This window comes from Dyella sp. LX-66 (assembly GCF_018599165.1).
GTDB classification, from domain to species: Bacteria; Pseudomonadota; Gammaproteobacteria; order Xanthomonadales; family Rhodanobacteraceae; genus Dyella_D; species Dyella_D marensis.
Map to the genome: position 1 here is coordinate 186965 of NZ_JAHFVJ010000003.1, position 24657 is coordinate 211621.

Below are 24657 nucleotides of genomic sequence, written 5' to 3' on the forward strand. Positions count from 1 at the left end.
CCGCGCCCCCCCCCCCCCCCCCCCGGGGGGGGGGGGGTGGGGGGGGGGGGGGGGGGGGGGCCCCCCCCCCCCCCCCCCCAACCTACGCCGGTTACTGAAGCCAGATCAGCGTGGCGAAACGTCCGCTGCGTGCCGCGTCGCGGCGATACGAGTAGAAGCGCGGGTCGGCCAGGGTGTCGAAGCCGCCGCCGTAGATGGCGGAAACGCCGGCCCGCTCCAGCCGGCGGCGCGCCAGTCCAGCGAGGTCGCACAGCCAGTGACCCGGGCGAGTTGGAACGAAGCAGGCTTCGGCACCCGCATCGTCGGCGATAAAAGCCTCGCGCACTTCCGCACCGACTTCATACGAAGCCGCACCGATGCACGGCCCCAGCCACGCCATCACAGCGCCGGGCCGGGCGCGCAGATGGCCCAGCGTCGCCTCCAGCACACCGGCCGCGAGCCCGCGCCAACCGGCATGAGCCGCAGCGACTTCGCCGCCATCCGCCGCGCAAAACAGCACCGGCAGGCAGTCGGCGGTGAGGATGGCCAGCGGCTCGCCGCGCGTGCGGGTCACCGAGGCATCCGCTTCCGGCTCGCCTTCCGCGCCGGTGTCGGCCACCGCGATGCCGTGCACCTGCCGCAGCCAGCGTGGCGGTGCCGGCAGGTCGAGCATGGATGCCAGCGCCGCTCGATTGGCGGCTACCGCCTCGGCCGCGTCGCCGCAGCGGCTGCCGAGGTTGAAGCGCTCGAACGGCGAGGCCGAGGCGCCGGGCACGTCACGGGTGCTCACCGCCGCATGCACGCCGGCCGGCGCCGGCCAGTCCGGGCGCAGCCAGCCCTCAGTAGGCATCGTAAGGATCCGCGTGGGCGGCATCCTCGCGCAGGGTGTTCACCAGCGCGTCCAGGTCCGCCGGCCGCGCCGCCGAGAACGACAGCGGCTCGCCGCTGACCGGGTGCTCGAACGCCAGCCGCTCGGCATGCAGGGCCTGGCGGCGGAAGCCGCGCAGCGCCGCCACCAGCTCGGGCGAGGCGCCCTTGGGCAGGCGCAGGCCGCCGCCGTACAGCGGGTCGCCGACCAGGGGGTGGCCGATATGCGCCATGTGCACGCGGATCTGGTGGGTGCGGCCGGTTTCCAGGCTGCACTGCAGCAGGGCATGGGCGCGGAAGCGTTCGCGCAGGCGGTAGTGGGTGACGGCGCGCTTGCCGTCCTCCTCGTCGCGCACGGCCTGGCGCAGGCGGTCGCCCATATGGCGGCCGATCGGCGCATCCACCGTGCCGCCGGCCACCAGCAGGCCCATCACCACGGCCTCGTACTGCCGCTCCACCTCGTGGCGGGACAGCATGTCGACCAGGGCGGTATGGGCCGGCAGCGAGCGGGCCACCACCATCAGGCCGGAGGTGTCCTTGTCCAGGCGGTGCACGATGCCCCCGCGCGGCAGCTCGGCCAGCTTCGGGTCGTGGTGCAGCAAGGCGTTCAGCAAGGTGCCGGCCGCATTGCCGGCGCCGGGGTGGACCACCAGGCCGGCCGGCTTGTTCAGCACCAGCAGGTGCTCGTCCTGGTGGACCACCTCCAGCGCGATATCTTCCGGTTCCAGCTCGACCTCGGCCGCAAGCTCGGCCTCCAGCCGCACCTGCTCGCCGCCGCGCAGCAGCTGGCGCGGGGGCGCCGCGGCGCCATCCAGGGTCACCGCCCCGGCCTTGATCCACGCCGCCAGGCGGGATCGCGAGTAGTCCGGGAACATCTCGGCCAAGGCCCGGTCGAAGCGCCACCCGGCTGCCGACAGCGGCACGGTGGCCTCATGGCGGATGGTCGTCATGGCCGGCCGCCCGGGTTTCCGGTGGTTTCGGCTATCATCCCTTTTCGATCAAACATCTGAACCCTTTCCCATGCGCGTAACCAAGCTGCAGGTCTTCAAAGTACTGGTGGTGCTCGCCGTCGTCGCCACGATGAGCGCGTGCTCCATGTTCCGGAGCAAGAAGGAAACCATCGACACCATGCCGGTGGAGAAGCTGTACAGCACCGCGCACGACTCCCTGGTCCATTCCGACTACGCCGCCGCGACCAAGGCCTACCAGCGACTGATCGCGCGCTTCCCGTCCGGCGACTTCAACGAACAGGCCCAGCTTGACCTGGCCTATTCGCAGTACAAGGACAACCAGCCGGACGACGCCTACTCCACGGTCAACCGCTTCATCAAGACGTATCCGACCCATAAGCATGTGGATTATGCCTATTACCTGCGCGGCCTGATCAATTTCGATCGCACCGGCGGCTTTATCGAGCGCGTGTTCCAGCGCACCGAGAGCCAGGCCCGCCGCGACCAGGGCTATAACCTGCAGGCCTTCGACGACTTCTCCGAGCTGACCCGCCGCTTCCCGGACAGCGCCTACTCGGCCGACGCCCGCCAGCGCATGATCTACCTGCGCAACGTGCTGGCCCAGTTCGAGGTCAACGTGGCCGAGTTCTACCTGCGCCGGAAGGCCTACATCGCCTCGGCCGACCGCGCCCAGTACGTGATCGAGCACTACCAGCAGGCGCCGCAGACCGGCGACGCGCTGGCCATCCTCACCCGCAGCTATATCGGCCTGGAGCGTCCGCAGCTGGCCGAGCAGACCCGCAAGGTGCTGGCGCTGAACTACCCGAACCACCCCTACCTGACGGACGAGAAGTGGCCGCACGCCCCGTCCACGCTGCGCAAGATGGTGCCGTTCTCCGGCCACCACTAAGCGCCATCGCTAAAGGCGGGAATCCAATCCCGCATCCGAAAACGCCGCGGCCAGCGCCGTGGCGTTTTCGTTTGCGCGGCCGTTCACCGCGTTACACCTATGAGCTCGCCGAAACGGTGGAACCCGGCCCGCGCATACACGCGGTTCTCGTTGCCGGCCGCCGTCATCAGGAACGGGAAGCTCACGCCCTGCACGAAGGCGTGGTCCGCCAGCAGCGCGGTGACCGCGCCGCCGATGCCGCGGCCGCGCGCATCCTCGCGCACGCCGATCGCCGCGATCTCGGTGACGCCCTCGAGCGGGGGCGAATACAGCCCCGCGCCGAGTGCGCCGCTGCCGTCGCGGCAGCGGGCCAGGGCGACCACGCCGCCCTTTTCCACTACGCCGGCCAGCCGTTCCACATCGGCCGCGCAGGTGCCGGATACGCCATAAGCGGCGTTCTGCACCTCGGCGGCCGCGTGCAGTTCGTGCTCGCGTTCGGCCAGCAGCCACTCCACGCCGTCCAGATCGCCATCGGCGGCGAGGCTGTCGGGCGTGCAGGTCATCAGCGCCAGCGGCTCCTCGCGGAAGAAGCCGGCATCGAGCAGGCGCGGCAGCACCTCAGGAGCCATTTCGTGGATGTATTCCAGGCGCGGCTTGCGCTGTTTGCGGTCGAACAGGTCGATCAGCGAGGCCAGTTCGTGCGCATTCGGCGCGGCGCCGTCCACCGGCGTGGCGTAGTTCCATCCGGGTTCGGTGCTGGCCGAGTCGAGGGTGACGTGGAACGGTTGCAGGCAACGGTTGCCCTGCTGCAGCGCTATGCGGGCGCGCAGATAGGCGGAGACACGGCTCAGCGCCGTGCGGTCATGCATTGTCATGGGTGGGGTACTCAGTCTCGTCCCGGCGCGGGCAGCGACAGGACATGCCGGATCGCCCGAACCGCGAGGCTCGGGTACGGATGCGGGGGCCGCGAACGCGGCCGTCAGAACGGACTTAGTGAACGGTCCAGCGGAGAAAACCGGTGGACGGCGTCAGCAGGCAGCGATCTGCGCGGCAGCGGCGACGGCGGACTTGCGTGAGGCGATGACAATCATGGCGCACCTCCGATTCGGAAGGCCGCGGATCGTTCCAAAGACTACCCCGCGCTGTCAAGCGCGACATGCAAAAACGTGAATTCGTCGGTGCGCGAGCCTCAACGCCACCCGGATGTAATCGGATAACGACGCTCGCGCCCGAACGCACGCGTGGTCACGCGCGGCCCCGGCGCCGATTGCCTACGCTTGAATTCGTTGAGCAGCACCAGGCGCACCACGCGGCGCACGGTGTCGCAATGAAAACCCTGCGCGGCGATCTCGGCCTGCGACAGCTCGCCTTCGATAAAGCGCTCGAGAATCGCATCGAGCTCGTCGTACGGCGGCAGCGAATCCTGGTCGGTCTGGTTGTCGCGCAGTTCGGCCGACGGCGGACGCTCGATCACCGCCGGCGGAATCACTTCGCCGCCGCCGAAGCGCTCGGCATGCGCATTGCGCCAGCGCGACAGGCGATAGACCACGGTCTTGTAGACGTCCTTCAGCGGCGCATAGGCACCGCACATGTCGCCGTACAGCGTGGCGTAGCCCACCGCCATCTCGCTCTTGTTGCCGGTGGCCAGCAGCAGGCGGCCGTGCTTGTTGCTCAGCGCCATCAGCATGGCGCCGCGGGTGCGCGACTGCAGGTTTTCTTCGGTGAGGTCCGCCGGCTTGCCGCCGAAGGCGGGCGTGAGCGCGTCGATAAAGCTCTGGAAGGTCTGCTCGATCGGGATGATGTGGTACTCGACGCCCAGCTGCTCGGCCTGCGCGCGCGCGCCGTCCAGCGACAGCTGCGAGGTATAGCGCGAGGGCATCATCACCGCGGTGACGCGCTGGGGCCCGAGCGCATCCACAGCCAGCGCCAGCGTGAGCGCCGAGTCGATGCCGCCGGACAGGCCCAGCAGCACGCCGCCGAAGCCGTTCTTCTCGATGTAGTCGCGGATGCCGCGCACCAGCGCGGCGTACAGCGTGGCTTCGGGCGCGTCGTCCGCCCGGGCGGGCCAGGCGTCGGCGCTGAGCGTGCGCGCCTGCGCGTCGAAATCGGCCCACAGCAGCACTTCGGTAAACGCCGGCGCGCGCGCGGCGATGCTGCCGTCGCCGTTGACCAGCAGCGAGCCGCCGTCATAGACCACTTCGTCCTGCCCGCCGACCAGGTTGAGATAGACGATGGCGCAGCCGGTTTCCTGCGCGCGGGCGCTCAGCACGGCTTCGCGCTCGGCCTGCTTGGCGCCGTCCCACGGCGAAGCGTTGACCACGACGATGAGTTCGGCGCCGGCACGCGCGGCCTGCGCGGCGGGTTCCGGCTGCCAGATGTCCTCGCAGATCAGCAGGCCGACGGTGACGCCTTCGATGCTGCTCACCGCGGTTTCGTGGCCGGGACGGAAATAGCGCTTGTCGTCGAACACACCGTAGTTCGGCAGCGCCTGCTTGTGCGCGGTCAGTTCGATGCGCCCTTCGCGCAGCAGGCTGGCGGCGTTGTACACCTCGCCCTCGCTGTGCGGATGGCCGACCAGCGCGGCCACGCCGTTGGTGGCGGCGGCCAGCGCGTGCAGCTCGCTGTCGCAGGCGGCCAGGAAGCTGGGGCGCAGCAGCAGGTCTTCCGGCGGATAGCCGCTCAGGGTCAGCTCCGGATACACCACCAGGTCGGCCCCGCCATCGCGCGCCTGCGCCAGCAGGTCGCCCACGCGGGCCGCATTGGCGGCAACCGCCCCTACCGGAAAATCGAACTGGGCGAGGGCGAGGCGCAGGGTGGTCATGCCTGGAAATCCGCGGGGAGTGGGCCGCCAATGATACTCGCAGCCCTTCCCCGCGGGCGCGGCTCAGGCCAGCGGCCGGGTCAGCAACAGCACCGCCAGTGTCACCATGAAAGCCGCCACCAGCACGTCGAACACGCGCCATGCCATGGGGCTGCGGAACACCGGCAGCAGTGCGCGCGCGCCATAGCCCAGCGCGGTGAACCACAGCACGCTGGCCGTGCACGCGCCGCCCGCGAACGACCAGCGCCCCGCGCCTTCGTAATGCGTGGACAGGCTGCCCAGCAGCACCACCGTGTCGAGATAGACGTGCGGATTGAGCAGGGTGAAGGCCAAGCAGGCCAGCAGTGCGCGGCGGCGGCCGGCGGAGCCGTCTTCCGACGGCTGCAGGCCGCTCTCGCCGTTCCAGGCCCGGCGCAATGCCAAGGCGCCATAGGCGAGCAGGAAGGCCGCGCCGGCATAGCGCAGCACCTGCAGCAGTCCGGGCATCTCCTTCACCAGCAGGCCCATGCCGGCCACGCCGAGCAGGATCAGCGCCGTGTCGGCCACGATGCACACCAGCACCACCGGCCCGACGTGCCGGCGCTGCAGGCCCTGGCGCAGCACGAAGGCGTTCTGTGCGCCGATGGCGATGATCAGGCCTGCGCCAGCGGCGAGGCCCGCCAGATAAGCGGAGGTCTGCATAAGGGGGAGTCCAGCGAGATAGACCGCCAGGATGCGGCACACCCTCATTTCAGTAAAACTAAATCGACTTATCCTGAATTAGATTTTCTTCATCGAAGGCATCCCGCCATGACCCTGCTCAATCCCCAGCTCGCCGCCTTCGCCGCCGTGCTCGGCGAAGGCAGTTTCGAAGGTGCCGCGCGGCGGCTGTCGGTGACGCCGTCGGCGGTGTCCCAGCGCATCAAGGCGCTGGAGGACCGGCTCGGCCAGGTGCTGATCCTGCGCCAGGCGCCCTGCCGCGCCACCGCCGCCGGCGAACACCTGCTGCGCAGCGTGCAGCAGATGCAGCTGCTGGAAGCGGAAACCCTGCAGGCCTTCGCGGTGGAACGCGCGGCGGACCAGGCGCCGACCACGCTGGCCATCGCGGTGAACGCCGACTCGCTCGCCACCTGGTTCCTCGGCGCGTTGGCCGCGCTGCACGAACGCCACGGCCTGCTGTTCGACGTGCGGGTGGAAGACCAGGACCACTCGCTGGACCTGCTGCGCGACGGCAGCGTGCTCGGCGCAATCACCGCCGACGCTCATCCGGTGCAGGGCTGCACCGCGCGGCCGCTGGGCGCGATGCGCTACCTGCCGATCGCCTCGCCGGCCTTCGTGGCGCGCCACTTCGCGCACGGCGTGGATGCCGCCGCGCTCGGCAGCGCGCCGATGGTGGTGTTCAACCGCAAGGACGCGCTGCAGCGACGCTTTATCCGCAAGATCACCCGCGCCCGGCTGGCCCCGCCCACCCACTACCTGCCCTCCTCCACCGGCTTCGTCGATGCCGCGGGACTGGACCTGGGCTGGTGCATGGCGCCGGAATCGATGCTGCACAAACCGCTGCGCGAGGGCACCGTGCAGGCCATCGCGCCCGGGCGCTGGCTGGACGTGCCGCTGTACTGGCAGCACTGGTCGGTGCGCTCGGCCACGCTGGAGCGGCTCACCGCCGCCCTGCTCGCCGCTGCCGCCAAGGAGCTGCGCCAGCGCGACGGCGCTTAAAGAACGGGCCGGATCCGCCGATCAAGGAGGGAGACCCCCTCACTTCCCCGCCGCATGTCCCGTCTGCCCCTGCTCGCCCTGCTGCTGTTGCCCTGCGCCAGCTTCGCCGCCACCGAATCCACCACGCTCGATGTCAGCCTCACTATCAAGGAAAGCTGCCAGGTCGACCGCCGCGAGCAGGAACGCGAGCCGCCGGTGGTGAACTGCGCGCTGGATTCCCCGTACCGCGTGCAGGCGAACGATGCCAAGCCTGCGCCGTCCTCCACGCACCGCCTCGCGCCGGCCCGCTGGCAAGTGACCTTCTAGAACTCGATCGTCGCCGTCACCGTGTCGCCATAGCTCCCCGGCATCGGTGTCGTCTGGGACGGCACGCGCCCGTACACCGTGACGCTCTGCGCCAGCCCCGTGCCGGTGCCGGTGGCGCGCGTGGTGCCGCCGGTGCCGTCGCCCCAGGCCAGGGTGCGCGCGCTGTCGGTATACAACTGGTAGTTGACGGAACCTCCCCCGCCCGTCCGCTGCATCACACGCGCCGCCACGTTGCCGCTGCCGCCGCCGTTGATCGAGATGCGCCAGGCATCGTTATTGGTGCAAGTGACGCTGAGGCTGCTGGTCGCATTGATGCCCGCGCCGATCACGCCCGCGGTGCCGAAGCTGAGGTTGGTCGCGCTGATAGTGCAGTTGTTGGTCACCGTCGCGCTGACCGTGAAAGGAAAACTTCCGGCCGAGCTGAGCGAAGCGCAGGTGGGCGCTGCCAGCAGGTAGTAGCCGTAGGCCAGCACGGTCTCCGCATTGAAGCTCTGGCTGTACACCGTGTTCGCATTGCCGGTGGTGGGCACGGTGGTCTGGCCGGCGGTGATCTGCCCGTAGTAGTTCACCGTCGCTCCCGCCGACGTACCCAGCAGCGGCTTGGCGATGCTCACCGAGATCGGCGTATTGCCGCTGACGGTGGAACCCCACAGCTGCGTATTGCCCGCGTCCTGGAACAAGCCGTACTGCATGGTGTTGCCGCCATTGGCCATCGCACGCGCGGTCGCCGTGCTGAGGTTGAGGCATACCAGTGCATTCGGCGCCAGCGAGATAAGGCCCCAGTTGCAGGTGACGTTGATGGTGCCGCTGCGCGACACGGCGGCGCCGGCGATCGGATTGACGTTGCCGAAATCGAGATTGCTCGGCGTGGCGGTGCAGGTCTGCGCGCGCACCGCGCCGCAGCACATCAGGCTGCAGCCGAGCAGCAGCACGGCGAACCAGCGCATCATCGCGCGGACTCCGGCTGCTTCGGACAGCTCAGCGGCCCGATGCGCGGCAGCGAGCCATCCGTCGGGCGGCGGTAGTCGAAGGCCACGGCGCAATGCCAGCCATCGCCTTCGAGCTGCAGCCGGTTGCGCTCGCGCAGGCCGCTGACGAAGGTGATGCCGTCGTAGCCCACCACGGTGTCCATGCCGCTTTCGCCGTGATGCACGCGCGTGCCCGCCGGCAAGGGCTGGCCGCTTCCATCCACCAGCACGATCGACGCCGCCGCATAGCGCGACAGCGGGAAATGCGCGAGCACGCCCGAACGCGCCTGCGGCACCACGTCCTGCGACACCGAGTCCACCCGCGTATCGGCGGGCAACGACAAGCTGTCGATGGCCAGATGGTTCGCCTGGTAGGCATTGAGATCCGGCACCAGCAGATGGCCGCCCTGGTCGGTGCGGCCGATCGGGCGGTTTTCGTGCAGCACGGGTACGTCGGGCACGCCGTCGGTGGAGACCAGGGCGAAGCCGTCGTAGATGCGCCGCGCCGGCTGCAGGCTGCCGTCCATCCAGACCAGGGCGCCGTAGGCATCGAGCGACGCGGTGCGATGGCCATCGGTGTCCTGCACCAGCGCGGTGAGCTGGCCCGCGCTGCCCAGGTATTGCAGCTGCGCCTGGCTGAAATTCAGGCCGCCGCTGCGCCCGTCCTGCACGCCCCAGCCCCAGCCGCCGCTGTAGTCGGCCGGACGCAGCGCCTGCACGTTGCGGTACGGCTGGCCGCCCTGGCTGCCGCCGAGCGCGCTGGCGGTGATGCGTCCGCCCAGCGAGAGATTGAGGCTGAGGAAAGCACCGCTCGCCGAAGGCCGCGCAAAGTCGCGGTAGGCGCTCAGGTTCAACGAGGCCCAGCGCGCCACCGACCAGATCCAGGTCAGCGCACCGATGCGCGAAGGCGGCGCGCCGGGCGAACGCAGGGCGATATAGCTGAGTGCCACGTTCTGGCCCTGCGCGAACGGCACCGACACGGTGAAACGCGCCAGCCGCCGCGGCGCGGGCGCGCCTTCGCGCGAGGCGAGGTCGGCGTAGTCCGGCGTGCGCTCGGTCAGTTCGGCATCGATCGCCACGTCGGGCCGGATCCACTGGTAGCCGAAGCTGGCCTGCCGCCCCGTCTCGCGGCCGCAGCTCAGGGACAGCGAACCGCTCAGCACGCCGGCCTGCCCGAGCCGCACCAGCGCGCCGCCGCCGGCATTGGCCAGGCCCGCGGTGGCTTCGCCATGCACTTCGACGGTGAGCGCATCGCTCACGCCATGCCGCCACGAGCCGCTGGCGGAAGGGTGCGAGGCGTAATCGAACGAAGCCAGCCCGTAGCGCCGCCGCACGAAACCCGCTTCGACGCCGTAGCTGTCCAGTCCTTCGGCGAGCATGCGCGCGTCGATGTACAGCGGCAGCGCGGTGGTCACGGTGCGGCCCAGCGCATCGCGCGTCACCAGGGTGGCCTGGCCCGCGCCGCTGATGCCCGGCGCCTGGTTCAGCACGAACGGGCCGCTGGGCACATCCACGCTCGCACGCCGCACATTGTTGACGTACAGATCCACCGCCGACGGCACCGCGGCCGAGCCCCCCAGCGACGGCAGCGGAAAGGTGATCAGGTCCGGCCGCAAGCCGAAATCGCTGCGCCACTGCACGCCGGCGAAGCGCACGGGGCGCGACCAGTTGAGCGCGGAGGTGATGCTGTCGCCGATCTGCAGCACGCTGGTGGTGGCCGGATTCGAGCGCGTCCACGCGGTGTCGTAGCGCACGTAGCGATGCTGGCCGCCGCCGTCGTAGTACGTGCCGGTGTTATCGAACACGCCGGAAGGCGCGAAGTAGCGCAGCTCCGACCACAGCGCCAGGCGCGCACCGCTGCCGCTCTGCACATAGGCGTCGTAGTTGATCAGCAGGCCGCGCCCGCTCTGCGCCGGCGGCGTGCGGCCGAGCTGGCGCGCATCGGCCACGAAGGGCATGCGCAGGCTGTCGGCCGCGGTCAGTTCCACCCGCTGCGTGGCGGCGTCGTAGCGGTAGGAAAGACCGGGCACCTCGTCCAGCGGCACCTCGCCGGTCCGGCCCAGCCGCGCGGGATCCAGGCCCAGCGAGGCCAGCTCCGCGGCATCGCAGGCCAGGCGCTCGCCGGTGGCGCGGAAGCGCAGGATCCGTCCGCTGGGCTGGCCGTTGAGGATCACGTCGAGGAAGACCTCCTGCGGTTGCGCCATGTCCAGCGCGGCGGGCAGCGGCAGGTCGTCGGCCCGCGCCGGCAGCGCCAGGGCGAGTGCGCAGCAAAGGAGGCAGCGGCCCACGCCCGTCCGCCGTTCATCCGTTCGCGCCGTTCCATCGGGGCAGCGCGCCGGATGCATGCGTCATGGCCGCGCGGCGACGCTCAGCTCCGTCTCGATGGGCTGGGCGTTGAGGTTGGCGCGGAGCTTCAGCGGCCCGTGGGCCGCCAGCTTGTCGTCCAGCGCGATCGTCCATTGCCGCGTCCTCCCCGCCAGCACATAGCCGAGCAAGCCCGGGTTGATCTCCTGCGCCGCGCCGTCGGCGCCCACCACCCGCACGGCGGCGAGCTGGGCGCGGCGTCCGCCGGTATTGCTCACCCGCAGCTGCCACTGGGCGCCTTCGCGGCGCAGCTCCCAGCTCAGCTTCGGTAGCGCGGGCGCGCCGGCGGGCTCGAGGAACACGGGCACGGAATAGCGCAGGCGGATGTTCACGCCGTTGCCGGGTGCGGCGTCCAGGTTGGGCACCTCGTCGACCAGCACGCGGTAGTAGCGCTCTTCCGCCACGGCGGAGCCGTCGCGGCGCACCAGCCGCACCAGCTGCTCGCCCTGCGGCTCGATGCGGATCAAAGGCGGGCTGGCGACCAGGTCCTCGCTGGGTTCCAGGCGGTCGTCGTCCGGCGCCTGATCCCAGCGGAACACGCGCACCTGGCCGTAGACCGGCTCCTTGCCGGGGTTGCGCAGGGTCAGGGCGGAGGCGTTCTGGCCGGGCGGCAGTTCCACTGTCACCGGCGAGATCTGCAGCGACGAGGCATGCGCCGCCAGGGCGGCGCCGGCAGCCAGCGCGGCGGCGGTCAGGCGCCGCATGGCCTCAGAAATAGACCGTGGCGGTGACGGTGGTCTGGTAGGTGTCCGGCTTCGGCGTGGCCTGGCTGGGCACCTGGCCGTAGACGGTGATCGGCTGGGCCGAGCCGCTGCCGGTGCCGGCGACGGTGTCGGTGCCCTGCGTATTGCCCCAGATCGTGCTGTGGCCGGCGTCCTGGTAGAGCTGGAAGCCAACCGTGGTGCTGGTATTGCCGGCGGTGGTGCCGGCCATCAAGCGCGCGGAAACCGTGGAGCCGGCGACCCCGCCCGCATCCAGGCCCACGTTGTAGGGCGTGGTGTTGGTGCAGGTCACCTGCACCGTGGTCTGCTGGTTGATGGCCGAGCCCAGCACGCCGTAGCTGCCGAAGGCCAGCGCGCTGGCGCCGATGGTGCAGTTGGCCTGCAGCGTGAGCGAAACGGTGAAGGTCGCGGGACTGGTGCCGTTGTTGTAGACGGCGGCGGGTGCCGCGGAGGCGGCCCCGGCGAAGATCAAGGCGGAACACAGCTGCTGCCAACGCTTCATGTCGAATCCCCTGAGGTTCGTGAGCGATGCGAGTGCTGTCCGGGCGGTGCCGCCATCCCGGGCGTGCGCGGCGCTATGTGTAGACCCGAACCAAACGTTTAGTCAAATGCCAGCGTGGCCGGGGCCGCCCAAAAAAGAAGGCCGCGGGGTCGCCGCGGCCTTCTTCGTGGCTTCCTGCGAAGCCGGAACGCTTACTTCTTGAGCAGGCCCGCCAGGGTCTTGCCCAGGTCGGCCGGGGACTTCACCGTGGTGACGCCCGCTTTCTCCAGCGCGGCGAACTTCGCCGCGGCCGTGCCCTTGCCGCCGGAGATGATCGCGCCGGCGTGGCCCATGCGCTTGCCGGCCGGAGCCGACGCGCCGGCGATGAAGGACACCACCGGCTTGGTCACGTACTCGCCGATGAACTCGGCGGCGTCTTCCTCGGCGCTGCCGCCGATCTCGCCGACCATGATGATGCCTTCGGTCTGCGGGTCGTCCTGGAACAGCTTCAGGCAGTCGATGAAGCTCAGGCCGTTGATCGGGTCGCCGCCGATGCCGATGCAGGTGGACTGGCCCAGGCCTTCGTTGGTGGTCTGGAACACGGCTTCATAGGTGAGCGTGCCGGAGCGCGACACGATGCCGACCTTGCCAGGCTGGTGGATGTGGCCCGGCATGATGCCGATCTTGCACTCGCCCGGGGTGATGATGCCGGGGCAGTTCGGCCCGATCAGCACGGTTTCCGGATGCTGCGCCAGCACGTTCTTCACGCGCAGCATGTCCAGCACCGGGATGCCCTCGGTGATGGCCACGATCACCTTGATGCCGGCGTCGATCGCTTCGAGGATCGAGTCGGCCGCGAACGGCGGCGGCACGAAGATCACCGAGGCGTCGGCGCCGGTGTCGTCGACCGCTTCGGCCACGCTGTTGAAGACCGGCAGGCCGATGTGCTCGCTGCCGCCCTTGCCCGGCGTGACGCCGCCGACGACCTTGGTGCCGTAGTCCAGCGCCTGCTGCGCGTGGAAGGTGCCCTGCTGGCCGGTGAAGCCCTGCACGATCACCTTGGTGTTCTTGTTGACGAGAACGCTCATGCTCGATTGCTCCTCACTTCGCGGCGGCCACGGCTTTCTGCGCCGCGTCGTTGAGATCGTCGGCCGGCGTGATCGCCAGGCCGGAGTTGGCCAGCAGCTCGCGGCCCAGCTCCACGTTGGTGCCCTGCAGGCGCACCACCACGGGGATCTTCAGGCCCACTTCCTTCACGGCCGCGATGATGCCCTCGGCGATCATGTCGCAACGAACGATGCCGCCGAAGATGTTGACCAGGATGGCCTTCACCTTGTCGGAGGAGGTGATCAGCTTGAACGCCTCGGTCACGCGCTCCTTGGTGGCGCCGCCGCCGACGTCGAGGAAGTTGGCCGGCTCGCCGCCCGCCAGCTTGATCACGTCCATGGTGGCCATGGCCAGGCCCGCGCCGTTGACCATGCAGCCGATGGTGCCGTCCATGGTCACGTAGTTGAGGTTGTGCTGCACGGCAGCCGCCTCGGCCGCGTCTTCCTGGCTCAGGTCGCGCATGGCGGCCAGGTCGGCGTGGCGGAATTCGGCGTTGTCGTCGGAGTTGACCTTGCCGTCGAGCGCGGCGAGGTTGCCGTCCTCGAGGATGGCCAGCGGGTTCAGCTCGACCAGGGCCAGGTCCTTCTCGTTGAACAGCTTGTACAGGCCCAGCATGATCTTGGTCAGCTGGCCGACCTGCTTGGCGTTGAGGTCCATGGCGAAGCCGAGCTGGCGGCACTGGTACGGCTGCAGGCCTTCCACGAAGTCCACCACGATGGTGTGGATGTCTTCGGGGGTGTCCTTGGCGACCTGCTCGATGTCCACGCCGCCGTGCTTGGAGGCGATGAAGGACACGGACTTGGTGTCGCGGTCCACCAGGATCGACAGGTACAGCTCCTTGGCGATGTTGGTGGCGTCGGTGACCAGCACCAGGTTCACCGGCAGCGCGCGGCCGGCGGACTGGTAGGTCTCCATGTTGGTGCCCAGCATGCCCTTGGCCGCTGCGCGCACGTCATCGAGGCTCCTGCAGAACTTCACGCCGCCGGCCTTGCCGCGGCCGCCTGCGTGGATCTGAGCTTTGACCATCCACTGCGAACCACCAAGGTGCTTGGCGGCGTCGACAGCGGCATCGGGAGAGTTGGCGACCTTGCCCGGGGGCACGGCGATGCCGTACTTCGCGAACAGTTCTTTGGCCTGGTACTCGTGGAAATTCATTCGATACCTCGAGCGAACGGGGAAAAACATGGCGCCCGTGCGGGGAGGACCGGACGGGCTTGAGGGGGACGGACGGCGACGGCGTCGAATGCAGGCGCTACCGGGGTTGCAGTGCGCCGCCGCCATGTCTCGACATGGCGAAAACCGCGCAATACGGCCCGGTATTTTCGCGGAAGGCGGGCGGGATGGCAAACCCGATGGCGTAGGTTGGGGTGAGCCGCAGGCGAACCCCCAACCGTGCAGCGCGCCACGAGGCGCCGAAGTTGGGGTTCGCCTGCGGCTCACCCCAACCTACGCCCCTATACTGCGGACCGACCCGCCCGCCGAGAGTGCCAGGCCCCGTGCCCCATACCGCGCCGCCCGCCTTCGCCCCCTCCCGCGCCGCCACCGAGGCCGTGCGCCACGAGCTGTTCTTCCTCAACTACTTCCGGCTGGCGCAGGCCCTGGTCTATGCCGGCCTGGCCTTCAGCCCGCCCGCCCTGGGCTGGCCGCACCTGAACGACACCGACGCCGCCCGCGTGGTGGCGCTGTGCTTCCTGGGCTTCGCCATCGCGGTGGCCGCCTTGACCCGGCGCACCATGCCGTGGACCCGGCTGGTCACCTCGGCCTCGCTGGTGATCGATATCGTCGCCGCCGTGCTGGCCACCGGCGCCATGCAGGACGCGCGCATCGGCATCGCCATGATGCTGGCGGTGAACCTGGCCGCCGGCGCCCTGCTGCTGCCGCTGCGCCTGGCGCTGTTCTTCGCGGCGCTCGCCACCCTGGGGATGCTCGGCCACTCGCTGTTCAACCCGCAGGGCGACGCCGGCGTGGCCGACCGCCAGCTGCTGGAGGCCGGCCTGTTCGGCCTGGCCTACTTCGCCATCACCATGCTGTGCTACGTGCTGAGCCGCCAGCTGCGCGCCAGCGAGGCGCTGGCCGAGCAGCGCAGCATCGACCTGGCCAACCTGGCCCAGGTCAACGAGCTGATCATCCGCCGCATGAAGACCGGCGTGATGCTGGTGGACGACGCCAACCGCATCCACCAGATCAACGAATCGGCCTGGATGCTGCTGGGCAATCCCAGCGCCGACCAGCGCGACCTCGGCCGCGTGGCGCCGGAACTCTCGCGCCGCCTGTACCACTGGACCACCTCGGGCAAGCTGGACGAAACCGCCACCCAGCTCGCCGACGGCGTGCCGGAGGTGATCCCGCGCTTCAGCCGCCTGGCGCCGAACGACGACGCGCTGGTGCTGATCTTTCTCGACGACACCTCGCTGGTCTCGCGCCGCGCGGAGGAACTCACGCTCAGCTCGCTGGGCCGCCTCTCCGCCTCGATCGCGCACGAGATCCGCAACCCGCTGGCGGCGATCCGCTATTCGGCGCAGCTGCTGGCCGAATCGCGCGACCTGGGCGGCACCGACCTGCGCATGGTGGAGATCATCAACAACCACTGCGTGCGCCTGAACGACATCATCGAGAACATCCTGCAGCTGTCGCGGCGCGAGCGCTCGCGCCCGGAGACGCTGGACCTGGGCCGCTGGGCCGAGAACTTCGTCGAGGAATACCGCCAGGGCAACGACCTGGGCAACGACACCTTGCGGGTGATCAGCAACGGCAGCGAGCCGGTGGCCGCGGTGGCCGACCCGCAGCAGCTGCAACAAGTGGTGTGGAACCTGGTGCAGAACGCGCTGCGCTACGGGCGCATGCCGGGCGAACCGGCGCGGGTGATGGTGGTGGCGCGCCACGGCGAGCACGCGGTGCCGATCCTGGAAGTGATCGACCGCGGCCCGGGCATCGCGCCGAAGGTGGCCGCGCAGATTTTCGAGCCGTTCTATACCACGCACGAATACGGCACGGGTCTGGGGCTGTACCTGGCGCGCCAGATGGCCGAGGCGAACCAGTCCTCGCTGGAATACGTGCGCGTGGCCGGCGGCGGCAGCTGTTTCCGCCTGGTGCTGACCCCGCCGGCGCGGGTGCCGGGCAGCGATGCCGCGGGCGCGGCGATCGCCTGAAAAACCGTCAGGTCGCGCGGACGATCAGGCTGACCGGAAGCACTTCGGACTGCGCGGCCTCGTCGTGGATCATCGCCAGCATCTTGCGCGCAAGCAGGCTGCCGCCTTCCTGCCAGTCCTGGCGCACCGAGCTCAGCGGCGGCTGGAAGCTCGCCGCCAGCGGCATGTCGTCGTAGCCCACCACCGAGACATCGCGCGGCACGCGGCGGCCCAGTTCCTCCAGCGCGCGCACCGCGCCCATCGCCAATAGATCGCTGCAGGCGAACAGTGCATCGAACGTCACGTGGCGCGCGGCCAGCGACTGCACCGCGTCCATGCCGGAAGCGAGGGTGAATTCGTCGCGGCGGATCAGCAGCGGCTTCACGCCGTGCTCGGCCAGCGCATCCACGAAGCCGCTCAGGCGCTCGAAGATTTCCGGATGCCCGGGATTGCCGACGAAGACCGGATTGCGCCGCCCCAGCCCGATGAAATGCGCGGCCACCGCGCGGCCGCCCTGGCGGTTGTCGCTGCCCACCACCACGTGGTTGTCGTGGTCGCTCTGGGCGCCCCACACCACCATCGGCAGGCCGAGCTTGTCGAAGCGGCGCACCGCATCCTGCCGCACGCCCTGGCCGAGCAGGATCATGCCGTCGGCGGCCTGCACCGCCGCGGCGCTGGCGCCCTGGCGGGTGGTCAGCAGCACGCTGTAGCCGGCGGCGGTGAGCTCCTGCGAGATGCCGCCCAGCAGCATCAGCGGGTAGGGATCGAACATGGTGCGGTCGTTGCTGGGCTTCATCTCCACGATCACCGCCACCGTGTGGCTGCGGCGCAGGCGCAGGTTGCGCGCGCTGACGTTGAGCTTGTAGCCCTGCTCGCGCGCCAGGTCCTGGATGCGCTCGCGGGTTTCGCGATTCACCAGCGGACTGTCGCTGAGCGCGCGCGAGACGGTGATCTTGGAGACCCCGGCCAGCTTGGCCAGGTCGGCCATGGTGAGGTTGGCCGGCGTGCCCGATCGTGGGGGGTTTCGTTTGCTTCGACTCAAGACCGGACCTCGGCCACTTCCATTGCTCTGCTCCCGGGAGATGCGTCCGCAGCAGCGCGCAGTGTGTCGATTTGCGCCCGGTGCGTCCAACGGACCGCCGAGACGCTGCCCCCGCCCGCCTGTCCGCGATGCCGCCGGCGAGCCTGCGGCAGCCCGGCTCAAAGCCGCGTGATTCCGCGCCGCAGCAAATGATATCGATATCTTGATATCGATATCATTTGCTGCGAAGCTCCGCCCCCAATGGACCGGCAGCGCCCGCAGGCGCCCCGCCGAGAACAACCAAGAAGATTGCTGGGGACTTCATGCTCGACCGTCTTGCCACCGCGCCCGCCGCGGCCGTCGACGTCGTGCCCACCTCCGGGGTGGGTGCTGCCGGCGTGCCCGACCCCTGGACGCTGATCCGCCGCGGCACCGATCCGGCCGGCTTCGCGCAGGACGAAAGCCTGTTCGCCCTGGCCAACGGCGCCCTGGGCGTGCGCGGCGGGCTGGAAGAAGGCGACAGCCCCAGTCAGGCCAGTTTTCTGTCGGCGGCGTGGGAACGCACGCCGATCGACTACCACGAGCGCTTCCCCGGCTTCGCCGCCAGCACCGACACGCGCATCCCGGTGGCCGATGCCACCCGCATCCAGCTGCGCCTGGGCGACGTGCCGGTACGGCTGAGCGAGGGTGAATGGCTGGATTTCGAACGCCGCCTGGAACTGCGCGACGGCTGCTACCGCCGCTTGCTGCGCTGGCGCTCGCCGGCGGGAGAAACGCTGGAGATCGACGCCGAGCGCATCGTCAGCCTCGACGAACCCGGCCTGCTGGCGCTGCGCTACCGCGTGCGCTCGCTGGACTACAGCGGCCCGATCACGCTCGAATCCTCGATCAGCACCGCGCGCGACGCTGCCGAACAGGGCGACGACCCGCGCATCGGCACGCGCCTGGACGGCGGCCTGCACACCACCGACGCCGCGGCCGAAGCCGACGTCGCCTGGGTCACCCAGCGCAGCACCCACAGCGGCATTCGCCTCGCCTGTGCGCAGACGCACCGCGCGCAGGACGGCAGCCTGGACTGCCACCTCACCAACCTCGCCCAGCACGGCGTGGTGCAGACCTATACCGGCACGCTCGCGCCGGGCCAGGCGGTGACGCTGGAGAAATACGTCGCCTACGCCTGGACCGAACCGCACGGCGAGGATGCCGACGAGGCATTGCTCGCCCGCACGCGCGGCATCCTCGCCGCCGCCACCCACCTCGGCTACGCCAACCTGCTGGAACGCCAGCGCCAGGCGCTGGCCCCGCTATGGGACGCGGCGGATCTGGCCATCGACGGCGACGCCGCCACCGAACAGGCGCTGCGCTTCAACCTGTTCCACCTGTTCCAGTCCAGTTGCCGCGACGGCCACGGCAGCGCGGCGGCCAAGGGGCTTACCGGCGAAGGCTACGAAGGCCACTACTTCTGGGATGCCGAGGCGTTCATCCTGCCGGTGCTCGCCACCGTCGCGCCGGAACTGGCGCGCGGCATGCTGCTGTACCGCCATCGCATCCTGGAACGCTCGCGCCTGCATGCGCGCGAACTCAATCATCCGCGCGGCGCCTTGTACGCCTGGCGCACGATCAGCGGCGACGAGTGCTCAGCCTATTACCCCGGCGGCTCCGCGCAGTACCACATCAATGCGGCGATCGCCTGGGCGATCAGCCTGTACGTGGATGCCAGCGGCGACACCGATTTCCTGCGCGACCACGGCGCCGAGATCCTGTTCGAGACCGCGCGTGTGTGGCTGGACATCGGCCATTTCAACGCGCGCCGCGGCGGCGCGTTCTGCATCCACGAAGTGACCGGGCCGGACGAATACTCCGCCCTGGTCGACAACAACCACTACACCAACCGCATGGCGCAGCGGCATCTGCGCGACGCCGCCGACACCGCGCTGTGGATGGCCGGCGCCGCGCCGGTGGCCTACGCCGCGCTGTGCGCGCGCATCGGCCTGGGCGAAGACGAAGTGGCGCAATGGCGCCGCGCCGCCGAAGCCATGTATCTGCAGGAAGACCCGCGCCTGGGCGTGTTCGCGCAGGACGACGGTTTCCTCGAGCGTCCGCGCCTGCCCGCGCATCTCGCCGCCAAGGCCGGCGAAGGCAAGCACCCGCTGTTGCTGCGCCTGCATCCGCTCACCATCTATCGCCACCAGGTGTGCAAGCAGGCCGACACCTTGCTGGCCCTGATGCTGGCCGGCGACGGCGTGGACCGCGCAGCCAAGCGGCGCAACTTCGACTACTACGAAGGCGTGACCGTGCACGACTCCACCTTGTCCGCCTCGACCTTCGGCGTGATCGCGGCGGAAGTCGGCCTGGCCGGCAAGGCCTGGCGCTATTTCCAGGACAGCCTGCGGGTGGACCTGGACGACTCGCACGGCAATGCCGCGCACGGCGTGCACATGGCCGCGATGGCCGGCAGCTGGCTGGGCCTGCAATGGGGCTTCGGCGGTTTCCGCGTGGTCGACGGCCAGCCCGCGCTGTCGCCGCGCCTGCCTGCCGCATGGAACGGCTACCGCTTCGGCCTGCGCTGGGGTTGCGCGCAGCTGCGCCTGGAAGTGGATGCCGACGGCGTGCGCTACACGCTGCCGCGCGGCGATGCGCTCAGCTTCCGCCACGAAGGCCGCGAATACACCTTGCATGCGGGCGAAACGCTGCAGCTGCCGCGCGCCGACGCGACCCCCGACCGTCGTACGCAGCCGCCGCTCGCCGCCGTGATCTTCGACCTCGACGGCGTGATCGCCGACACCGCCGTGGTACACGACGCCGCCTGGCGCCGCCTGGCCGAAGAAGCCGGCCTGCCGTTCGACGCTTCGATCGGCGAGCGCCTGAAGGGCGTCGACCGCATGGGCTCGTTGGAAATCCTGCTGGAACGCGCCGGCCGCACCTACAGCGACGAAGAAAAACACGCGCTCGGCGAACGCAAGAACGACTACTACCGCGAACAGATCCAGCGCTTCGGACCGGACCAGCTGCTGCCCGGCGCACGCGAGGCGATCGCCGCGGTGCGCGCCGCCGGCCTCAAGGTCGGCCTGGCCTCGGCCAGCCGCAACGCGCCGCTGCTGCTGGAGCGGCTGGGCGTGGCGCAGCTGTTCGACTACATCGTGGACGCCGCGCGGATCCAGCGCTCCAAGCCCGATCCGGAAATCTTCCTGGCCGCGGCCGCGGGCCTGGGCGTGGCGCCCGCTGCCTGCCTGGGCGTGGAAGACGCCGCGGCGGGCGTCGCCAGCATCCACGCCGCCGGCATGGCCGCCGTCGGCATCGGCCAGCCCGCGGCGCTGACCCAGGCGGACACCGTGCTGCCAGGACTCAGCGCGTTCCGCATCGAGGATTTCATCAGCAGTGAAGAAGCGTCGCACGCCGCATCAGGGGAAGCGGCCAGCGATTTCGCCACATAAAGCCCGACAACATGGGTGGGGAGGTTCGACCATGCATCGCCAAGGCATCACTCGACAGTTGCTCGCCGCGGCCATCGCCGCGGCGCTAATGCTCGGCACCGCGCACGGGCAAGACAGCGCGTCGTCCAACGCACAGCAGCAGCCCCCGGCGCCGCCCGCGCCGCCGGCTCCGGCGCCGCCGCAGGGCAAGAAAGACACCAAGACGCTGGAACAGGTGGTGGTCACCGGTACGCCGACCATCGGCGGCATCCGCAAGATCGACGCCGCGTACTCGATCACCGCGGCCGACGCCGAGGCGATCAAGCAGGCCAATCCGAAGAGCACCGCGGATCTTTTGAAGATCTCACCCGGCCTGTGGCCGGAATCCACCGGCGGCCAGACCGGCGCGAACATCGAAATCGCCGGCTTCCCGGGCGGCGGCGACGCGCCCTACTTCACCACGCAGATCATGGGCTCGCCGCTGTACGGCATGCCCACGCTGTCGTTCATGGAGACCACCTCGATGTTCCGCCTCGACGACACCGTCGAGCGCGTGGAAATCCTGCAGGGCGGCCCGTCCGTGGTGTTCGGCGACGGCCAGATCGGCGCCACCGCCAACTTCATGCTGAAGCAGGGCACGGCCAAGCCTTCGGGCAGCATCGGCCTTACCTACGGCAACGAAGGCCTGTGGCGCGCCGACGGCTTCCTCGGCTTCAAGGTGGCCGACGACTGGTTCGGCAGCGTGGGCGGCTTCTGGCGCAAGTCCGACGGCGTGCGCGATCCGCAGTTCGCCGCGGACAAGGGCGGCCAGTTCACTGCCACTCTCTCGCACACCATGGAGAAAGGCTCGCTGATGCTGTGGACGCGCGTGCTCAACGACCGCAACCAGTTCATCACGCCGATCCCGCTGCTGCAGCACGGCAGCGACAGTTTCTCGGCCTATCCGGGCTTCGATCCGCTCACCGACACCTACAACAGCAAGTACATCCAGCACGTCAACCTGCCGGGTTATCCGGGCGGCACCAGCGCCAACCTGGCCAACGGCCGCGGCGCGAAGATGCGCTTCTTCGGCGGCAACTTCGACTACGACCTGGACGGCGGCTGGAGCATCTCCGACAAGTTCCTGATCGACCAGGGCGACATGGATACCAACGCCCTGTTCTCCGGCTCCAATCCGGACACGCTCAACGGCACGCTGTACACCACCTCCAAGGATCTCGGCGGCCTGCAGATCGCGCCGGGCGCCACCGCCACCTATATCAACGGCGGCGGCGTGGTCGATCCGAACCAGAACGTGATCCACCAGGGCTGGTGGTACATCCACAAGCGCCTGAAGAATATGAACAACGATTTCCGCCTGAGCAAGGAACTGTTCGAAGGCAACACGCTCACCGCCGGCCTGTACCTGGCGCACTACACCATGAACGACAAGTGGGCGCTGGGCAACCAGATGCTGATGACCAACACGCCGAACGCACGCCCGATCAAGGTCGTCGCCGCCAACGGCGACCAAGTCACCGACTACCAGGGTTTCCTCGACTACGGCGCGTACAACATCGCCGAGAACGGCACCTCCACCAACAAGGCGTTCTATCTGTCCGACGTGTGGAAGATCGACCGCTGGATCTTCGACGTGTCCGCGCGCCTGGAGAACCAGGACTCCACCGTGCACGTGTGCAACCTGCACAACGTGAACCTGGACGGCAACAACGCCACGCTCTACGACAACGCCGTGCCGGTGTGCGACGGCACCTTCGCCACCACCAAGTACGACAAGACGCATACCTCCTGGACGGTCGGCGCGAACTACGAGCTGGCCGACAACATGAGCGTGTACGGCCGCGTCAACAAGGGCGTGCACTTCGGCGACTTCGACAACGCCCTGCGCGGCAACACCACCGGCAACACGCCGCCGCTGCAGAAGGTGCAGAACTTCGAAGCCGGCTTCAAATACCAGTCCAAGCTGCTGTACGCCGACATCAGCGTGTATCACCGCCAGTTCAACGGCCTGCCCTACCAGCCGACCAATGCGGCCGGCGCGCCGGTCGGCACGCCACTGCTGTACGGCTCCGATTCGAAGGGCATCAACCTCAGCGGCGCGGTGATGCCGATCGACAACCTGAAGCTGGCGGTGGTGGCCAATTATCTGGACGGCCACTACTCGCACTATTCGGCCTGCATTCCCTACATCAACCAGGTGGCGGGCAACGGTTGCGCCTTCATCAACGGCAAGCAGCTGCAGCGCCAGCCGAAGGTGCGCTACATGTTCACGCCGAGCTACCGCTTCCTGTTCCCGTGGGGCGACATCACCGCCTTCGTCACCTACACCCACGTCGGCGACCATACCCAGGACCTGTCCGGCCTGCAGCAGCTGGGCTCGTACGACACGCTGGATTTCGGCGTGGTGGCCAACGTGCAGGACCACTGGGAACTGCGCCTGCAGGGCACCAACATCACCAACGAATTGGGCCTGACCGAAAGCAACTCGCGTATCTTCGGCTCGGCGGCCGGCGCGGGCGGCGTGATCCTGGCGCGTCCGCTGGAAGGGCGCGAGGTGAATTTCCAGGTCAAGTACAACTTCTGATGCTTTAGTTTTTCCCTGAAGGCGGTCCGGGCGCGTGACAGCCCGGACCGCCCTTTTTTGCCGTCTGACCCGACCCGCAAGCGAGTGGCCATGAACCGATTCCGCATGATCGCTGCGCTCGCGCTGATCTATATGATCTTCGCGATCCTGCTCAACAGCGTCGGCACGGTGATCCTGCAGACGATCCACACTTTCAGCATCGACAAGCCCCAGGCCAGCCTGCTGGAGCTGTTCAAGGACCTGCCGATCGCGGTCACCTCCTTCCTGGTCGCCTCCTTCCTGCCCATGCTCGGCTATCGCCGGGCGATGATGATCGCGCTGGCCATCGTCGGCTGCGCCTGCGCGCTGATGCCGCTGTACCCCTCTTTCCACACCACCGAGCTGCTGTTCACCTGCGTGGGCGTCGCCTTCGCGCTGACCAAGGTCTCGGTGTATTCCTCGATCGGCCTGCTCACCCGCGACCGCGCCGAGCACGGCCGCCTGACCAATACCATCGAAGGCCTGTTCATGCTGGGCGTGCTGCTCAGCGGCTGGATCTTCAGCGCCTTCATCGACCATGCGGATCCGGCCAACCCGGTGTGGTTCCGCGTGTACTGGCTGCTGGCGGTGCTGTGCGTGCTGGTGTTCGTGCTGCTGGCCGGCACCCGGCTGGACGAGTCGGCCGCGCATGGCAGCGGCGTGCCGTCGCTGGGCGGCTCGGCGGCGGCCATGTTCAAGCTGATGCTGCGGCCGCTGGTGAACGTGTTCCTGATCTCGGCCTTCCTCTATGTACTGATCGAGCAGAGCTTCGGCACCTGGCTGCCCACCTTCAACAACGAGATCCTGCACCTGCCCAATGCCATGAGCATCCAGCTCGCCAGCATCCTGGCCGGCTGCACCGCGCTGGGCCGCATCGCCGCCGGCCAGGTGCTGCGGCGCATGCCGTGGCACACGCTGCTGAATCTGTGCGTGATCGGCATGGGCGTGCTGGTGCTGCTGGTGCTGCCGCTGGCGCAGCACATCGTGCCGCGGGCGGATATCGGCTGGCTCAACGCGCCGCCGGCGGCCTACCTGCTGCCGCTGATCGGGCTGCTGATGGCGCCGATCTATCCGGTGATCAATTCGGTGGCGCTGAGCTCGCTGCCCAAACCGCTGCATGCGGCGATGACCGGTCTGATCGTGATCTTCTCCGCGCTGGGCGGCACCCTGGGGTCGCGCATCACCGCGGTGGTGTTCGCCAGCTTCGGCGGCATCCACGCCTTTTACTTCTCGCTGGTGCCGATGAGTCTGGTGCTGGTGGCGCTGTTCTTCTTCAAGCGCGAAGCCGATCGCGCGGGCGCGCTGCCCGCGCCGTCCGACCTCGCTCCGGAATAAGCCCTG

Annotated in this window: 19 protein-coding genes; 7 read left to right on the forward strand and 12 right to left on the reverse strand. The window is 69.1% G+C overall.

Features of this window, described 5'->3' with window-relative positions:
- Window positions 1-91: 91 nt before the first annotated feature.
- Together pgeF and rluD are read right to left on the reverse strand one after the other, a co-directional pair.
- The gene (gene pgeF / locus KK141_RS07470) at window positions 92-829 is read right to left on the reverse strand and encodes a peptidoglycan editing factor PgeF (protein WP_214569137.1); all 738 of its coding nucleotides are present in this window, start codon (window positions 827-829) and stop codon (window positions 92-94) included.
- Complete coding sequence (rluD, locus tag KK141_RS07475; protein WP_214569138.1) at window positions 819-1796, reverse strand: 23S rRNA pseudouridine(1911/1915/1917) synthase RluD; 978 nt, start codon at window positions 1794-1796, stop codon at window positions 819-821. Before rluD ends, pgeF begins: the two co-directional genes overlap by 11 nt.
- A gap of 70 nt (window positions 1797-1866) precedes the next feature.
- On the opposite strand from rluD, the gene KK141_RS07480 reads away from it, so the two are divergent.
- The gene (locus KK141_RS07480; RefSeq protein WP_167252408.1) at window positions 1867-2706 is read left to right on the forward strand and encodes an outer membrane protein assembly factor BamD; all 840 of its coding nucleotides are present in this window, start codon (window positions 1867-1869) and stop codon (window positions 2704-2706) included.
- Window positions 2707-2789: 83 nt separating this feature from the next.
- On the opposite strand, the gene KK141_RS07485 is transcribed toward KK141_RS07480, so the two are convergent.
- The 3 genes from KK141_RS07485 to KK141_RS07495 form a co-directional block, all read right to left on the reverse strand.
- Window positions 2790-3560, reverse strand: a complete 771-nt coding sequence (locus KK141_RS07485; protein ID WP_214569139.1) for a GNAT family N-acetyltransferase — start codon at window positions 3558-3560, stop codon at window positions 2790-2792.
- A 314-nt stretch (window positions 3561-3874) separates the two neighbouring features.
- Window positions 3875-5506, reverse strand: coding sequence for an NAD+ synthase (locus KK141_RS07490; RefSeq protein WP_214569140.1), 1632 nt, complete (start codon window positions 5504-5506; stop codon window positions 3875-3877).
- A gap of 63 nt (window positions 5507-5569) precedes the next feature.
- Window positions 5570-6187, reverse strand: a complete 618-nt coding sequence (locus KK141_RS07495; protein WP_214569141.1) for a LysE/ArgO family amino acid transporter — start codon at window positions 6185-6187, stop codon at window positions 5570-5572.
- 108 nt (window positions 6188-6295) lie between these two features.
- Between KK141_RS07495 and KK141_RS07500 the strand changes: the two genes are divergently transcribed.
- Window positions 6296-7204 carry a LysR family transcriptional regulator ArgP gene (locus KK141_RS07500; protein ID WP_214569142.1) on the forward strand — a complete coding sequence of 303 codons (909 nt, stop codon included), beginning with the start codon at window positions 6296-6298 and terminating at the stop codon, window positions 7202-7204.
- Between the two features lie 54 nt (window positions 7205-7258).
- Window positions 7259-7510 (forward strand): hypothetical protein, encoded by a 252-nt coding sequence (locus KK141_RS07505; RefSeq protein WP_214569143.1) that lies wholly within the window; start codon window positions 7259-7261, stop codon window positions 7508-7510.
- On the opposite strand, the gene KK141_RS07510 is transcribed toward KK141_RS07505, so the two are convergent.
- The 6 genes from KK141_RS07510 to sucC all read right to left on the reverse strand — a co-directional run bounded on the left by KK141_RS07510 (window position 7507) and on the right by sucC (window position 14307).
- The gene (locus tag KK141_RS07510) at window positions 7507-8460 is read right to left on the reverse strand and encodes a spore coat U domain-containing protein (protein ID WP_214569144.1); all 954 of its coding nucleotides are present in this window, start codon (window positions 8458-8460) and stop codon (window positions 7507-7509) included. The genes KK141_RS07505 and KK141_RS07510 overlap by 4 nt on opposite strands.
- A complete protein-coding gene (locus KK141_RS23110; protein WP_214569145.1) occupies window positions 8457-10766 on the reverse strand; it encodes a fimbria/pilus outer membrane usher protein in 2310 nt (769 codons plus the stop codon). Before KK141_RS23110 ends, KK141_RS07510 begins: the two co-directional genes overlap by 4 nt.
- A 60-nt stretch (window positions 10767-10826) precedes the next feature.
- Entirely contained in the window at window positions 10827-11546 is a 720-nt protein-coding gene (locus tag KK141_RS07520; protein WP_214569146.1) for a molecular chaperone, read from the reverse strand.
- A 4-nt stretch (window positions 11547-11550) separates the two neighbouring features.
- Window positions 11551-12066: a spore coat U domain-containing protein gene (locus tag KK141_RS07525; RefSeq protein WP_214569147.1), complete on the reverse strand. Its 516-nt coding sequence runs from the start codon at window positions 12064-12066 to the stop codon at window positions 11551-11553.
- A 191-nt stretch (window positions 12067-12257) separates the two neighbouring features.
- A complete protein-coding gene (gene sucD, locus KK141_RS07530; RefSeq protein WP_214569148.1) occupies window positions 12258-13133 on the reverse strand; it encodes a succinate--CoA ligase subunit alpha in 876 nt (291 codons plus the stop codon).
- A gap of 13 nt (window positions 13134-13146) precedes the next feature.
- The gene (gene sucC, locus KK141_RS07535) at window positions 13147-14307 is read right to left on the reverse strand and encodes an ADP-forming succinate--CoA ligase subunit beta (RefSeq protein WP_214569149.1); all 1161 of its coding nucleotides are present in this window, start codon (window positions 14305-14307) and stop codon (window positions 13147-13149) included.
- A 341-nt stretch (window positions 14308-14648) separates the two neighbouring features.
- On the opposite strand from sucC, the gene KK141_RS07540 reads away from it, so the two are divergent.
- The gene (locus KK141_RS07540; RefSeq protein ID WP_214587339.1) at window positions 14649-16301 is read left to right on the forward strand and encodes a HAMP domain-containing sensor histidine kinase; all 1653 of its coding nucleotides are present in this window, start codon (window positions 14649-14651) and stop codon (window positions 16299-16301) included.
- A 7-nt stretch (window positions 16302-16308) separates the two neighbouring features.
- Here the strand turns inward: KK141_RS07540 and KK141_RS07545 are convergent, their stop codons facing one another.
- Window positions 16309-17268: a LacI family DNA-binding transcriptional regulator gene (locus KK141_RS07545; protein ID WP_214569151.1), complete on the reverse strand. Its 960-nt coding sequence runs from the start codon at window positions 17266-17268 to the stop codon at window positions 16309-16311.
- A gap of 356 nt (window positions 17269-17624) precedes the next feature.
- Between KK141_RS07545 and pgmB the strand changes: the two genes are divergently transcribed.
- The 3 genes from pgmB to KK141_RS07560 all read left to right on the forward strand — a co-directional run bounded on the left by pgmB (window position 17625) and on the right by KK141_RS07560 (window position 24651).
- Complete coding sequence (pgmB, locus tag KK141_RS07550; protein WP_214569152.1) at window positions 17625-20735, forward strand: beta-phosphoglucomutase; 3111 nt, start codon at window positions 17625-17627, stop codon at window positions 20733-20735.
- 31 nt (window positions 20736-20766) lie between these two features.
- Window positions 20767-23298, forward strand: a complete 2532-nt coding sequence (locus tag KK141_RS07555; protein ID WP_214569153.1) for a TonB-dependent receptor — start codon at window positions 20767-20769, stop codon at window positions 23296-23298.
- A gap of 90 nt (window positions 23299-23388) precedes the next feature.
- Entirely contained in the window at window positions 23389-24651 is a 1263-nt protein-coding gene (locus tag KK141_RS07560) for an MFS transporter (RefSeq protein ID WP_250901612.1), read from the forward strand.
- Window positions 24652-24657 lie beyond the last annotated feature (6 nt).

What these genes read in the sequence shown, in the direction of transcription:
- pgeF (WP_214569137.1), bottom strand. Translation starts at nt 829, where the DNA reads ATGCCTACTGAGGGCTGGCTGCGCCCGGACTGGCCGGCGCCGGCCGGC.
- rluD (WP_214569138.1), bottom strand. Translation starts at nt 1,796, where the DNA reads ATGACGACCATCCGCCATGAGGCCACCGTGCCGCTGTCGGCAGCCGGG.
- KK141_RS07480 (WP_167252408.1), top strand. Translation starts at nt 1,867, where the DNA reads ATGCGCGTAACCAAGCTGCAGGTCTTCAAAGTACTGGTGGTGCTCGCC.
- KK141_RS07485 (WP_214569139.1), bottom strand. Translation starts at nt 3,560, where the DNA reads ATGACAATGCATGACCGCACGGCGCTGAGCCGTGTCTCCGCCTATCTG.
- KK141_RS07490 (WP_214569140.1), bottom strand. Translation starts at nt 5,506, where the DNA reads ATGACCACCCTGCGCCTCGCCCTCGCCCAGTTCGATTTTCCGGTAGGG.
- KK141_RS07495 (WP_214569141.1), bottom strand. Translation starts at nt 6,187, where the DNA reads ATGCAGACCTCCGCTTATCTGGCGGGCCTCGCCGCTGGCGCAGGCCTG.
- KK141_RS07500 (WP_214569142.1), top strand. Translation starts at nt 6,296, where the DNA reads ATGACCCTGCTCAATCCCCAGCTCGCCGCCTTCGCCGCCGTGCTCGGC.
- KK141_RS07505 (WP_214569143.1), top strand. Translation starts at nt 7,259, where the DNA reads ATGTCCCGTCTGCCCCTGCTCGCCCTGCTGCTGTTGCCCTGCGCCAGC.
- KK141_RS07510 (WP_214569144.1), bottom strand. Translation starts at nt 8,460, where the DNA reads ATGATGCGCTGGTTCGCCGTGCTGCTGCTCGGCTGCAGCCTGATGTGC.
- KK141_RS07520 (WP_214569146.1), bottom strand. Translation starts at nt 11,546, where the DNA reads ATGCGGCGCCTGACCGCCGCCGCGCTGGCTGCCGGCGCCGCCCTGGCG.
- KK141_RS07525 (WP_214569147.1), bottom strand. Translation starts at nt 12,066, where the DNA reads ATGAAGCGTTGGCAGCAGCTGTGTTCCGCCTTGATCTTCGCCGGGGCC.
- sucD (WP_214569148.1), bottom strand. Translation starts at nt 13,133, where the DNA reads ATGAGCGTTCTCGTCAACAAGAACACCAAGGTGATCGTGCAGGGCTTC.
- sucC (WP_214569149.1), bottom strand. Translation starts at nt 14,307, where the DNA reads ATGAATTTCCACGAGTACCAGGCCAAAGAACTGTTCGCGAAGTACGGC.
- KK141_RS07545 (WP_214569151.1), bottom strand. Translation starts at nt 17,268, where the DNA reads ATGGCCGACCTGGCCAAGCTGGCCGGGGTCTCCAAGATCACCGTCTCG.
- pgmB (WP_214569152.1), top strand. Translation starts at nt 17,625, where the DNA reads ATGCTCGACCGTCTTGCCACCGCGCCCGCCGCGGCCGTCGACGTCGTG.
- KK141_RS07555 (WP_214569153.1), top strand. Translation starts at nt 20,767, where the DNA reads ATGCATCGCCAAGGCATCACTCGACAGTTGCTCGCCGCGGCCATCGCC.
- KK141_RS07560 (WP_250901612.1), top strand. Translation starts at nt 23,389, where the DNA reads ATGAACCGATTCCGCATGATCGCTGCGCTCGCGCTGATCTATATGATC.